The following is a 12625-nucleotide window of genomic DNA, read 5'->3' on the forward strand; positions in this document are numbered from 1 at the left end:
CGGCTGTCCGGCTGTCCGGTGGCGGCCGAGTCCGGCTAACCGGTGGCGGCCGTGTCGCCGCCGTGCCCCGGGACGGTGCCCTCCGGGCGGATCCGGATACCACGCATCAAGTTGGCGACCAGACGCACCGCGAACTCCTCGGTGACGGGCAGGTTGGGCAGGAGAAGGCGGTGGTAGCAGGCGCCCCAGAGCTGGTCCACCAGGTCCTCGGGGTCGACGTCGGCCCGTAGCTGCCCGTGTTCCTGCGCCCGCTGTATCCGCTGGACCGCGAGCTCCCGCCGGGGGCCTGAGTAGCGCTCCAGGAAGGCGGCGCAGAGGTCGGGGTCGGTCTGGGCCTGGCCGATGAGCTCGGCGACGACCCGTCCGGCGGGGGTCTCGGTGAGCACCCGGACGAAGGCGCGGAGCTGCTCCGTCAGGTCGGCCTCGATGTCGCCGGTGTCGGGGAAGGCCAGCACGGACTCGACGGCGTGGAAGTAGCCGTCCAGGGCGAGCGCCCCCTTCGACGGCCACCACTTGTAGAGCGTCGTCTTGCTGACGCCCGCCCGGTCGGCGACCGCCTCGATGGTGAACGCGCCCATGCCCCGGTCGAGCAGCATCGCGCCGGCCGCGTCGAGGGCGTCGGCGCGCACCTCGTCCGCGGGCCGCCGCCCCCGGCCCCGCCGTGCCCGTGGGGTGTCGCGATCCGACCGTTCCTGCATGCGCCGCCCTCCCGAGCATCGTCCGACCGGCCCACCCTGGCATATGGACGCTGCGTTCACCACATGATTATATGGACTTTACGTTCATAACTGAGAGGCAGGCAGGATCATGTCCGACAGCACACGGGTCGCACTCGTCACCGGCGCTTCCGGGGGCATCGGCCGAGCCGTCGCGCAGCGGCTCGCCGCCGACGGCATGGCGGTCGGCGTCCACTACGCGGGCAACAAGGCGGCCGCGGACGAGACCGTCGCCGCCATCGAGGCGGGCCGCGGCAGGGCGCTCGCGGTCACCGGCGACGTCGCCGACGAAAGGGCCATGGCCGAGGCGTTCGACGCCGTGGAGCGGGCCTTCGGCGGGCTCGACGTCGTGGTGCACACCGCGGGAGTCATGACCCTGGGGCCGGTCGCCGACTTCGACCTGGACGCGTTCGACCGGATGATGCGCACCAACGTCCGCGGCGCCTTCGTGGTCGCCCAGCAGGCGGCCCGCCGGGTCCGCGGCGGCGGCGCCGTCGTCACCTTCTCCACCTCGGTGACCCGGCTGGCCTTCCCCGGCTACGCCTCGTACGCGGCGAGCAAGGGCGCCGTCGAGGCGATGACGCTGGTGCTCGCGCGGGAGCTGCGCGGCCGCGACGTCACCGTCAACGCCGTCGCGCCCGGGCCCACCGCCACCCCGCTCTTCCTGGAGGGAAAGGACCAGGAGACGATCGACCGCCTCGCCGCGCAACCCCCGCTGGAGCGCCTCGGCACCCCGGAGGACATCGCGGAGACCGTGGCCTTCCTCGCCGGACCGGGCCGATGGGTCAACGGGCAGGTCCTCTTCGCCAACGGCGGGATCGCCTGAGGCGGCGGGTGGACCGTGGGGGTGTGATGTCCGCTCTGTGGTCACCCACCCCGGGCCGCGTCGGGGACAATGCGATGATGTCGACGCCAACGGTTCGTTGTCGGGCCGTCAGGCGACGTCACGGAAGCCCCCGTTCGGCCCGTCGGATCGGCGGCCGCGCCCGAAGCAAGTCCCGCCGCGTCGGCCAGCCCGACCGTCCACGAAAGCAGAGCCACCTCGGTGACCCCCGTCTTCGACGACACTCCGATCTACCACCGCCTCATCATCGAACGAGGTGACGTGCCCGCCCAGGTGCGCGGCGAGGCCGAACGCATCCAGCGAGACCTCGACCGCGTCATGAGAGCCCCCTCCTCCTTCACGCCCGGTCTGCCCGCGCCGCGGGGATTCTTCTCCTGAGCTCCTGAGCTCCTGAGCTCCTGAGGCCTTGTCGAGTCCCTGAAATCCTGAGGTTCTGAGGTCGCCCGACGTGTCGGGACGCCCGTCGGGAGCCCCGAAACGGTGCAGGTCGCGGCGCAGGTATCGTGGGCGCGCGCGCCGATGCCGGCCGGGCATGGTCCAGGGACGACCCGAGGAGAATCGTGAGCGAGGGCGAAGTCGCCACCGTGCCACGTCCGTTGCTGCTGCCCGATGGGCGGCCGGCGATGCGGGCCTGGACGCTCGACCCCCGTAGGCGGCATCTCAACCACGGCTCCTTCGGAGCGGTTCCGCGGGTGGCGCAGGAGCGGCAGAACGCGCTGCGGGCCGAGATGGAGCGCGCTCCGGTCGCGTGGTTCTCGACGCTGCCCGAGAGGATCGCCGCCGCCCGGGCCCCGATCGCCGACCACCTGCGGGTCGACGCGAACGACCTGGCCCTCGTCCCGAACGCCAGCGCCGGCGTCAGCGTCGTCCTCGCCGCGCTCGCCGCACGGCCGGGCGGGGACATCGTGGTCACCGACCACGGCTACGGCGCCGTCACGATGGGCGCGCAGCGGCTCGCCCGCCGCTGGGGGAGCCGGGTCCGCACGGCCCGGGTACCGCTGGCGGCCGACGCCGAGCAGGCCTACGAGGCGGTGACGGCCGAGATGGACGACGACGTCGCGCTCATCGTCCTGGACCAGATCACCTCGGCGACGGCCCGTCGGATGCCGGTCGAACGCGTGGGCGCCGAAGCCGCACGGCGCGGGATCGCCTTCCTCGTCGACGGCGCACACGCCCCCGGACTCCTCGCCGCGCCCCTGGAAGGCCTGGTCTGCGACGCCTGGGTCGGGAACCTGCACAAGTGGGGGTGCGCCCCGCGCGGCTCCGCGACGCTCGTCGCCCGGGGCCCGCTGCGGGAGGACCTCCACCCGCTGATCGACTCCTGGGGAGCGGAGGAGCCCTTCCCGGACCGCTTCGACCACCAGGGCACCCTCGACGCCACGGGCTGCCTGGCCGCGCCCGCGGCACTGGAGTTCGTCGAGGACGCCTGGGGATGGGACGCCGCTCGCCGGTACATGGACGAACTGGCGGAGTACGGCGCCCGCGTCGTCGCCGCCGCCTTCGCCCGGGCCGGTACCCCGGCCGAGCCCGTGGACGTCGGGACGCCCGTGCCCGGCATGCGCCTGGTCCGCCTGCCCCGGGGCCTCGGCGCGACCCGGATCGACGCCGACGCCCTACGCGACCGTGCGACCGTCGAACTGGGGGTGGAGGCCTCCTTCACCAGCTTCGCCGGCCTCGGCTACCTGAGGCTGTCCGCCCACGTCTACAACACCCCTTCCGACTACGAGTACTTCGCGGAGCACTGCGTGCCCGTCGTCGAGAAGTGGGCGCGCGAGGCGCGTGCCGCGCAGGTCGCGTGAAGCGAGCGGAGCCTGTCGGCCGCTCACCCGCCGACGGCTAGGGCGATCCCGTCGCCGCGCCGACGCCGATGTGCAGCACCGCGTCAGCGGTGTCGAGGGTCTCCCGGTCGAGCGGGAAGTAACCCTGTCGCGGAGTGGTGTCGGTGCGCGTGTCTGCGGGAGCGATCGCGGTGGCCGCGGTCAGGCTCCAGGCGCCGGCGGTACGACGCTGTAGGCATCCCTCGTAGGTGTGCGGCTCTGGCTCCTGGAGCCCCAGGGCCTCGCTGCGGCCCAGGCTGCCGGCGACGAAGCCGTACCGCTCGCCCAGCAGAGACGCCACGATGGCGCCGGCGCCGAACCAGTCGAGGTCCAGGTCCGCCATGCGGATGGTGCTCAGCTGTCGCCGGAGGTGGAGGTTGTGGGCGAAGACCAGAGTCGGGCCCCGCAGCGCCTCGATGCCTCGGACGTCGAGGAGGTTCTGGGCCATGAGCGCGTCCCGGGTGGCGGCCAGACCGGATATCCGCGCACTCTGATCATCGAGGGGCCGTGCCGACTGCCGGTGATAGCGCAGCAGGCCGAGACCGGCGGTGAGGTGTGTCCTGGCGCGCAGCCACTCGGCGTGCGAGGTCGCCGCGATCAGCTTCGGCGCGCGTGCGTGCAGCGAGGTGAGCATGTCGTCGGCGATCGACCGCAGCCGCTCGGCCCCGGCCGTCGCGCCGACCGACCGGGCGGGGTCCATGACCGCCTCCGTACGGCTCCACCGTTCGTCGTCGCCGAGGAGGTTCGCGAGGTCGAGGTCGAGGCCGGGGTCGAGGTCGAAGTCCAGATAGGCGCGGGCGTGTTCGAGGTAGCGGCGCGGGCTGGGTGCGCTGGTCGTCTCCATCGGGGCGTCGAAGCCGTGGAAGGCCAGTCGCTCCTGTGCGGGGCGGCCCTCGTTGTACGCGCGCATCCAGGCGACCAGTCGCCGGTTGGCGTGCAGCTCTCCGAAGCCGTGCGAGAAGCCTTCGCTCATCGCCGTGTCGAGGGTGCCCGCCTCCCCCTGGACGAAGTCGTTCACGGCGAGCGCGGCCACGCGGTCGGTCTCCAGGGCGATGGACCGGAAGCCGAGGTCGACCAGCTGGACGAACAGTTCGTTGCGGACCGACCCGAAGGCCGGTTCCTGGTGGGTCGGCTCGCCGAGCGCCAGCAGGTCGCATGACGGAGTCACGAAGTCTCGTATGTCCTGAGTCATGTGTCACAAGCGTATCCTTGAAAGCTCGGTTGAGGCTTCTGGAGCCTTCACCGCTCAACCGTCCTTCGAAGTCTCAAACCGGGGATCACCTTGCGGCCGACCGACCTCGCGCGTGAGCACGGCATCTCGACCCAGGCGGTCCGCAACTACGAGCGGGACGGGTTCATCCCGCCCGCCGAACGCAGCCGTAGCGGCTACCGGATCTACACCGAGGTGCATGCGGCGGCGCTCCGCGCCTACCTCTCCCTCGTCCCGGCGTACGGGTACCCGGTCGCCGGCCGGATCATGACCGCACTCCACGCGGCCGGACTCGACGACGCCTTGGCGGCCATCGACCGCGGCCACAGCCAGCTGCTCCGGGACAGGGACACCCTCGACGCGGTGCGGAAGGCGATAGGCCATCTGACGGCGGAGTCCGAGACCGTTCCGGACCGGTCGACCGCCCCCGGCCCAGACCCCGACACCCGTACCCCCTCCCGTACCATCGGCGAACTCGCGCACCAGTTGCAGGTCACCCCGGCGACCCTGCGCACCTGGGAAGGCGTAGGCATCCTCGCGCCCGCACGCGACCCGGTCACCGGATACCGCGTCTTCCGCGCGGGCGACATCCGGGACGCCGAACTCGCGCACCTCCTCAGGCGCGGGGGCTATCCCCTGGACCACATCTCCACGGTGGTCCAGCAGATCCGAACGGCCGGCGGCGCCGACACACTGGCGAGCGCCCTGGACGGCTGGCAACGCAAGCTGACCGCGCAGGGTCTCGCCATGCTCGACGCGGCCACGCGGCTCAGCCGCTATCTGAGCCTGCTCGACCTCTGAGCCTGCTCGACCTCTGATCCTGCGCGACTTCCAGCCTGCGCGACTTCTGAGCCGGCCGGCTCACGGGCAGTCGTACGTGAAGTCGACCTTCGCCGTCGCCGAGCCCGGAGACAGCACGCGCAGCTCCGCGCCGGCCGCGTAGTGGCCGTGCCCCTGGAAGGTCCACAGCAGATGCACCCGCACCTGATGGCGGCCCCGGGCGACGGTCGTGTGGTGTACGGCGGATGAGGTGCCGTCGTTGCGGATCCAGCGGTAGGAGAGCTCCCCGTGGCCGTCGGTGCGGACCACGCCGACGACGTCCGCGGTTCCGTCGCATCCGGTGCTGGGCCGGACGGTCGTCACCGTGACGTCGCGGAGGGAGAGGGACGGCGGGGAGTGCTGGCGCCAGAACAGGAACACGAGGGCCGCGATCAGCACGAGCGCGGGGAGCGTGTGCCGGCGCAGTCGGCGGTTGGGAAGGGCCGGGAGGGGAGCGGCCGCGGCGAGCGTTCTGCTCGTGCCGTGCGACAGGGCGGCGGTGACTCCCGGGCCGAAGCGCAGGACCGCCGTGTCGGGACGGGGGAGCGCCATCGTGGCGTCGGAGTCGTCGACCTTCGTCGTGTCGTCGTCGGGGCGCTGAACCCAGTGGCTGCCCAGCACGGTGGCGCTGTAGTCGTACTCGGCGCCGGTGGCGGGTGCGGGCCTGCGGTCGCGGGGCGTGGTCATCGGAGCTCGCATCGCCGGGTCAGGAGCTGCTCGGACGCGCCGCCGTCGGCGGAGGCGGGGCTGGTGGCGGCCCGCACGGTCCAGTAGCAGCCGTTTCCCTGGAAGGTGTGATCGACGGTGAGCGTGTACTGCGTGGCACCGCTGCGCCGATACGTCACCGGCGCGCCGTCCGCGCTCCCCGCGCCCGCGCCGGCGTCCGCCGTGGACCAGTCGACGGTGACGGTGATCGGGCCGGTGCCGTCCGCGGTGACCGTGATGGTCGCGGTGGCCGTCGCGGCGCCCGTCTGCCGGAAGCCGGTCACCGTGACGTCCTTGACGGCGGGAGGGGACGGCGGCGGCGAGGCGCTCGTCGTCGGGCTGGGGGAGCCGGGAGGCGTGGGGGCGTCGCTCGTCGTGCTCGCCCCGGGGGTCGGCGGCGACGCCGGGGGAGCGACCGGCGTCGACGGGGACGCGGAGGGGTCGGCTGGGGAGGGCGACAGCGAGGTGGTGGAGGGCGTGGAGGACGTCGTGGCCGACGGCACGGGAGCCGACGTGGTCGACGGGAGGGGGTCGGTGGCGGAGAGCGGGGCCGCGCTGGTGGTGGCCAGGGCCTGCGCCGCCGGGCCGGAGTCCCCGCCGCCGCCCGGACCGGCGCCCTGGCTCAGCAGGATCGCCAGGAGTGCGGCGGCCGCCGCCACGGCGGCTCCCGGCCAGGTCGGCCGCCATGTGTGCAGCCGGCCCCCGGCGGATTCGCGGCCGAGCACGGTGCGAGCCGTGTCGGTCGTCGTCCGTGGCGTCAGACGGCCGGCGGGGGAGAGGAAGAGCAGCAGCGCGACGAGGGCGGCCAGCCGGGCACGCCCGCGCTCCTCCCAGTCGCCCCCGTAGTGCGCGACGGCGGCCCGCTCCAGGTCCGTCACGAACGCCGCCGCGTCCGCCGGCCGCCCCGCCGCCGTCTTGGCCAGCCCCCGGCGCACCAGCTCGCGCACGCCCTCGGGCACCTCCGCCACGGGAACGGGCTCCTCGACGTGCTGGAACGCCAACGCGGCGAGGTTGTCGCCCGAGTAGGGCTTACGGCCCGTCAGGCACTCGAAGAACGTGGCCGTGGCCGCGTACACGTCCCCGGCGGGCGAGGCCGGCGCCCCCGTCCACTGCTCCGGGGCCATATAGGCCGGCGTCCCGGCCACACCGGCACTGATCCCCGCGTCCACCGCGATGCCGAAGTCGACGAGCTTGGACACGCCCTCCGAGGCGACCAGGACGTTCTCCGGCTTGTAGTCGCGGTGCACCACACCGGCCCGGTGCGCGTCGGCCAGACCGAGCAGCGAACCCTTGAGCACCGCCAGCGCGGACTCGGGCGACAGCGGGCCCTGCCGGGAGAGCAGGGTCCGCAGCGAGACGCCGTCCACCAGCTCCATCACGATGGCCGCGCCGTCCGCCGCCTCCACGTACTCGTAGAAACCGGCCACGTACGGGCTCTGCAGCCCGCCGAGCAGCTCCGCCTCCGCGCGGAAGCCGCGCACGAAGCCGGGCCGTGCCCGCAGCGACTCGCTGAGGTACTTGACGGCCACCGGCAGACCGGTCTGCTCGTGCACGGCGAGCACCACTCGTCCGCTGGCCCCGGAGCCCAGCTCGAGCGACTCGGTGTACCCCGGTACCGCCCATGTGTTCATCGCCATCCCCCTGCCCCGACGCGCCCGCGCCTGCGTGGCCCAGGTGCGTCGGGCCACGGCACCAGAGACACGATTCCGGCCACCGTGGTTGCAGGGGCGCACAAATCGGTCGTACAGCGCTCGTATCCCGGCCGTCCCGGTCGTTCCTCCATACTGAGCGCACGCGTCTCGGGAGGGGGCCCGCCGATGCCTGTCCCAGTGTTGCGGAGCATCGACGGAAGGCGGTTCAAGCACGGCGTCTACGGCGTCGTCGGCGGTCTGCTGCTCCTCGCCGGCTGCGAGGACTCCCGGGGAAGCCCGCCTCCGCCGCCGACCGGGCCGTCCGCCGTCACCGCGTGCACGACGACCTCGGGCGATCTGATCGCCGACGTGAACGACGACGGCGATCCGGACCGCGTCTCCGACCCGTCGCACGGCGGCGCGCAGCTGACCATCGCCTTCAGCGTCGGCACGCCCCGGGAAACCGTCGCAGGGGTGCGCGCGTTGGCCGACCGCACCGGGGCCCGCCAGCAGTACGTCAGGGCCGCCGTGGCCGACCTCGACGGTGACGGACGGACCGACCTGGTCGTCGTCGCCGGGGAGCGACAGGCGGGCGACGACCCGATCGCCCCCCCGGGTGACCGAGCTGAGGCTTGGGCCCTTCTCCGACACGGGCCGCGGGCAGAAGACCGTCCAGCCCCAGGTCCAGGCCACGAGGGACATAGCCGTCGCCGACTACGACCACGACCGCCTCCCCGACCTGGCGACGTACGCGTACATCGGCGACGGCGTGTACGCGACGCTGGCGCACCTCGGCGACCGGGCGGCGGGTCTGGTGCCCGACACCGGGCGGCGGTACGCCGTGGAGGAACCGGGGACGGGACACTACTCCCCGGTCGAACTCCCCAACGCCGGACTGACCCCCTTCTACCCGCCCTGCGCGGGAGACGACGAGGGCGGCTGACGCCCGCGCAGCGCCCCGGGACACCGCTGCGTCCTGCGGCCGTCTGGAGCAGCACGAGAAGTTCTCCGCGCCGAACGAGGTGAAGCTGGACGCCCAGCCCCGCCCGTACCGCCCCGGGAGAACCGATGCCGATCCGCCCCGTCAGACCCGTACCGCCGCACCGCCGCAGCCCGCTCGGGGCCCGTCTGAAGACGGTCTCCCTGATGGTCGTCTGCCTGAGCGGACTCCTGTCGCCCACCGCGGTCGCCGCCGCGCCGCCCGGTCCGGGGACGGACGTAGCCCTGCAACGCCGGCTCGACGACCTGGTCGTCACGCCCGGCGGCCCGCCCGGAGCCATCGCCGTGCTCCGCGACGGCGACGGCCAACGGGTCCTCGCGGCCGGCGTCGCGGACCTGATCACCCGCCGCGCGCCCAGCCCGCAGGACCACATGCGCATCGCGAGCACGGCCAAGGCGTTCAGCGGCGCCGTGGCGCTGTCCCTCGTCGACCGGCACGCCCTGCGCCTGGACGACACCCTCGGCGCGCGCCTGCCCCGCCTGCCCAGGGCATGGGCCCGGGTGACCCTGCGTCAGCTGCTGAACCACACCAGCGGCCTGCCCGACTACACGCGGGACGCCGAGTTCCTGCGGATCGTCACCGCCGACCCCCGCCACCGCTTCGACTCCCGCCGACTGCTCGACTACGTCGCCGACGAGCCCCTGAGGTTCCGGCCGGGCAGCCGCTACCTGTACTCCAACTCCGACAACATCGCCGTGGCCCTGATGGCGGAAGCCGTCACCCGCACCCCCTACGAGCACCTGCTGGAGCAGCTGGTGTACCGGCCGCTGGACCTGCGCCACACGAGCCTGCCCCAGGGCTACCGCATGCCCAAGCCCTATCTGCACGGCTACGACGTGACCCCGCCCTCGCCCACGGAGGACGTCAGCGAGATCCTCAGCGCCTCCGGCGTCTGGGCCTCGGGCGGCATCGTCTCCACCCCCGACGACATGACCCGCTTCGTCCGCGGCTACGCGGGAGGCGCGCTGTACGGCCGTGGCGTCGTCCGTGAGCAGCGCCGCTGGATCGCCGGCGCGTCCGAGCCCGCCGGACCGGGGCGCAACGCCGTGGGGCTCGGCATCTTCCGCTACACCACCCGATGCGGCGTGGTGCTCGGGCACACCGGCAACTTCCCCGGCTACACCCAGCTGATCGCGGCCACCCCCGACGGGCGCCGCTCCCTGACCTTCTCCGTCAACTCCCAGATCAACCAGGACCTCGCCCCGCGGCTCCTGCGTCAACTGCGGTCGGTCCAGGAGGACTTCGTCTGCGCAGTGCTGCGCGGCAGGCGCTGAGCCGGATCCGTGCGGCGGCCCTGTCGACGAGGGCGTCGGCGGGGGCCCGTTGTCAGTGGTGTGGTGAAGGATGCGGGACGGGAGATCAACTCCGGCCTCGCCGGGTAGGCGGTCTCCAGTCCCTGCCCACGAAAGGCCACCGATGCTGCCGCCGAGCCCCGCCGGATCCGAGATCCTGCGCATCGTCTCCGACTCCCGCACCCCCGTGTTCGTCACCGAGCACGCCGGCGGACGGCGGGTGTACGGCTACTGGCGGCCGGTGGACTCGGCCACCGGCCGGGGCGGCTGCTACGTCGCGCTGTCCGCCGTCGAGTGCGAGCTGCTGCGCTCCGCCGGACGGATCACCCTCGGCGAGCCCGTCACCGATCCGACGAAGACGACCTACCGGGTCCGCCCCGCCCGCACCCCGGCCACCGGCTCCCGCACCCCGGCCACCGGCTCCCGCACCCCGACGGCGACCGTCCGCATACCCGCCGCGACGCCCGTCCGTACGGCCGGACCGGGACCGAGGACCCGCCGCGCGGCGTGAGCGGGGGCCCGCCCCAGGCCCCCGGAACAACACCCTGCTCCCCTTGCTCCCGCACCGCCCCTGGAGCACGCTGTTGCTATGGGTGTGCAAGACGGCCCCACGCTCATCACGTCCGTCCAGCGGGCCTTCCGCCTGCTGGAGGCGGCGAGCGCCCACGAGACCGGCGCGCCGGCGAAACAGCTCGCGCGCGAGACGGGGCTGCCCCTGGCCACCGCCTACCACCTGCTGCGGACGCTGGTCCACGACGGATACCTGCGGAAACTGGACGACGGCGGCTTCGTCCTGGGCGACAGGATGCAGACGCTGCGGACCACGGGCCGTGCACAGGCGCTGCTCAGCCGGGTCCGTCCCACGCTCGCCGCACTGCGCGACGAGCTGGCGACCGCCGCCTACCTCACCTTCTACGAGGAGGGCGAGATCCGGGTCGCCGAGATCGTCGACGGCCCCCGGGCACCCCGCGTCGACCTCTGGGTGGGCTTCGAGGACGCGGGGCACGCCACCGCGCTGGGCAAGTCCGTGCTGCGAGAACTGGACGACGAGGCCCGCAAGGACTACCTCTCCCGGCACCGGCTCGCCGACCTCACCCCCCGGACGATCACCCATCTGCCGGAGCTGCTGCGCCGACTGGACTCCTCGCCCGTGGCCCCGGCCATCACGGACCTGGAGGAGTACGCGCTCGGCACGGTCTGCGTCGCCGTGCCCGTCTACAGCGGGGACGTCCTCGGCTCGCTCGGCGTGTCCATGCCGGTGGACCGGCTCTCCCGGCTGCCGGAGGTCCGGGCGCGGCTGATCCCGACCGCGGGCCGGGTGACCAGGAGCCTCTCGCTCACTATCTGAAAATCCTCTCCTTGTGACGCGGCGGACGAACCCGTTTCCTGGATGAAACAGACATTTCGGTAGTGTCCACACAGGTGAGGACTGCGGACGAGACATGAGTCAGGCCCGAGAGCACGGCGGCGGCCACCGGCCCATACGGCCGCCCACGAACGTACTGCCCGCGCTGCCCCTGCTGATCGTCTCCGCCCTCGTGCTCGCCGACCTCGTCGGTGCGGCCGGGATGATCTGGCTGCCCCTGCTCGTGGCCGGACCCGCGCTGGCCGCCACCACCAACGGGCCGCGCGGCGTCCTGGGCGTCGGCCTCCTCGCCGTCGTGCTCGGCGCCACCCTCGGCGTCCGGGACGGGGTGCCGGACGCCGAACTGGCCGCCGTCCTGTCCGCCCTGCTGACCGTCACCCTGGCCAGCGGCCTGGCCAGCGCGCTGCGCGGGCGACGGGAACGGGTGCTTGCGGCCGTCCGCTCGGTCGCGGAGACCGCCCAGCACGCCCTGCTCATGCCCGTGCCGGCGACGGTCGGCCCGTTCCAGGTGGCGGTCCGCTACAGCGCCGCGGCGGCCGAGGCCCGCATCGGCGGGGACCTCTACGCCCTCATGCCCACCCCGTACGGCGTACGGCTGATCGTCGGCGACGTCCGCGGCAAGGGATTGCCGGCCGTCGGGACCGCCGCCCTGGTGCTCGGCGTCTTCCGCGAGGCCGCCTACGACGAGCCCGACCTCCTCGCCGTCGTCGACCGGATCGAGCGCAGCCTCGCCCGCAACCTCGGCGCCGACGACTTCGTCACCGCAGTGGTCGCCGGGTACCCCAGGGCGGGACAGCTGGAAGTGGTGAACTGCGGCCACGCCCCGCCGCTGCTGGTCCGCGACGGCGGGACCGTCGTGCCGGTTGACCCCGCGCACCCCGCCCCGCCCCTCGGCCTGCGCGCCCTCGCCGGCCACGCCCCCGACCTCCAGACGCTGCCCTTCGCCGACGGCGACCAGCTGCTGCTCTACACCGACGGGGTCACCGAGGCCCGCGACCACGGCCGCGCCTTCTATCCGCTCGCCGAAGGACTGGCCCGCCATGTGTCCGACGAGCCCGCCCGCACCCTCACCGCGCTCCACGACGAACTGCTGGCCCATGTGGGCGGCCGGCTCCACGACGACGCCGCCCTGCTCCTGCTCCGCAAACCGGCCCTCCCCGGACCGGCGACCCCGGCCCTCGACTGTGGGACCCCTGTGACGCAAGTTGTCGATGTCGCAGACTGA

The 12625-nt window shown here is 73.4% G+C and carries 14 protein-coding genes; 9 read left to right on the forward strand and 5 right to left on the reverse strand.

Annotation, left to right across the window (positions count from 1 at the left end):
• Positions 1-35: 35 nt before the first annotated feature.
• Positions 36-698, reverse strand: coding sequence for a TetR/AcrR family transcriptional regulator (locus OG562_RS43205; RefSeq protein WP_266407966.1), 663 nt, complete (start codon positions 696-698; stop codon positions 36-38).
• Positions 699-807: 109 nt separating this feature from the next.
• Between OG562_RS43205 and OG562_RS43210 the strand changes: the two genes are divergently transcribed.
• The 3 genes from OG562_RS43210 (at position 808) to OG562_RS43220 (ending at position 3359) form a co-directional block, all read left to right on the forward strand.
• Positions 808-1542, forward strand: coding sequence for an SDR family oxidoreductase (locus OG562_RS43210; protein ID WP_266407969.1), 735 nt, complete (start codon positions 808-810; stop codon positions 1540-1542).
• 219 nt (positions 1543-1761) lie between these two features.
• The gene (locus tag OG562_RS43215; RefSeq protein ID WP_266407971.1) at positions 1762-1938 is read left to right on the forward strand and encodes a hypothetical protein; all 177 of its coding nucleotides are present in this window, start codon (positions 1762-1764) and stop codon (positions 1936-1938) included.
• Positions 1939-2120: 182 nt separating this feature from the next.
• Entirely contained in the window at positions 2121-3359 is a 1239-nt protein-coding gene (locus OG562_RS43220) for an aminotransferase class V-fold PLP-dependent enzyme (RefSeq protein WP_266407974.1), read from the forward strand.
• 37 nt (positions 3360-3396) lie between these two features.
• Here the strand turns inward: OG562_RS43220 and OG562_RS43225 are convergent, their stop codons facing one another.
• Positions 3397-4569, reverse strand: a complete 1173-nt coding sequence (locus OG562_RS43225) for an erythromycin esterase family protein (RefSeq protein WP_266407977.1) — start codon at positions 4567-4569, stop codon at positions 3397-3399.
• A 90-nt stretch (positions 4570-4659) separates the two neighbouring features.
• Between OG562_RS43225 and OG562_RS43230 the strand changes: the two genes are divergently transcribed.
• Positions 4660-5388: a TioE family transcriptional regulator gene (locus OG562_RS43230; protein ID WP_266407980.1), complete on the forward strand. Its 729-nt coding sequence runs from the start codon at positions 4660-4662 to the stop codon at positions 5386-5388.
• 60 nt (positions 5389-5448) lie between these two features.
• Here the strand turns inward: OG562_RS43230 and OG562_RS43235 are convergent, their stop codons facing one another.
• The 3 genes from OG562_RS43235 to OG562_RS43245 all read right to left on the reverse strand — a co-directional run bounded on the left by OG562_RS43235 (position 5449) and on the right by OG562_RS43245 (position 8194).
• Positions 5449-6093 carry a hypothetical protein gene (locus OG562_RS43235; RefSeq protein ID WP_266407982.1) on the reverse strand — a complete coding sequence of 215 codons (645 nt, stop codon included), beginning with the start codon at positions 6091-6093 and terminating at the stop codon, positions 5449-5451.
• Entirely contained in the window at positions 6090-7742 is a 1653-nt protein-coding gene (locus tag OG562_RS43240) for a serine/threonine-protein kinase (RefSeq protein WP_266407984.1), read from the reverse strand. Before OG562_RS43240 ends, OG562_RS43235 begins: the two co-directional genes overlap by 4 nt.
• A gap of 239 nt (positions 7743-7981) precedes the next feature.
• A complete protein-coding gene (locus tag OG562_RS43245) occupies positions 7982-8194 on the reverse strand; it encodes a hypothetical protein (protein WP_266407987.1) in 213 nt (70 codons plus the stop codon).
• Between the two features lie 164 nt (positions 8195-8358).
• On the opposite strand from OG562_RS43245, the gene OG562_RS43250 reads away from it, so the two are divergent.
• The 5 genes from OG562_RS43250 to OG562_RS43270 all read left to right on the forward strand — a co-directional run bounded on the left by OG562_RS43250 (position 8359) and on the right by OG562_RS43270 (position 12625).
• A complete protein-coding gene (locus tag OG562_RS43250; protein WP_266407990.1) occupies positions 8359-8685 on the forward strand; it encodes a hypothetical protein in 327 nt (108 codons plus the stop codon).
• A 125-nt stretch (positions 8686-8810) separates the two neighbouring features.
• Positions 8811-10016 carry a serine hydrolase gene (locus tag OG562_RS43255; protein ID WP_266407992.1) on the forward strand — a complete coding sequence of 402 codons (1206 nt, stop codon included), beginning with the start codon at positions 8811-8813 and terminating at the stop codon, positions 10014-10016.
• 142 nt (positions 10017-10158) lie between these two features.
• Complete coding sequence (locus OG562_RS43260) at positions 10159-10545, forward strand: hypothetical protein (protein ID WP_266407995.1); 387 nt, start codon at positions 10159-10161, stop codon at positions 10543-10545.
• A gap of 78 nt (positions 10546-10623) precedes the next feature.
• Positions 10624-11382 (forward strand): IclR family transcriptional regulator, encoded by a 759-nt coding sequence (locus tag OG562_RS43265; RefSeq protein ID WP_266407999.1) that lies wholly within the window; start codon positions 10624-10626, stop codon positions 11380-11382.
• Between the two features lie 94 nt (positions 11383-11476).
• Positions 11477-12625: a PP2C family protein-serine/threonine phosphatase gene (locus tag OG562_RS43270; RefSeq protein WP_266408001.1), complete on the forward strand. Its 1149-nt coding sequence runs from the start codon at positions 11477-11479 to the stop codon at positions 12623-12625.

This window comes from Streptomyces sp. NBC_01275 (assembly GCF_026340655.1).
Classification (GTDB): domain Bacteria; phylum Actinomycetota; class Actinomycetes; order Streptomycetales; family Streptomycetaceae; genus Streptomyces.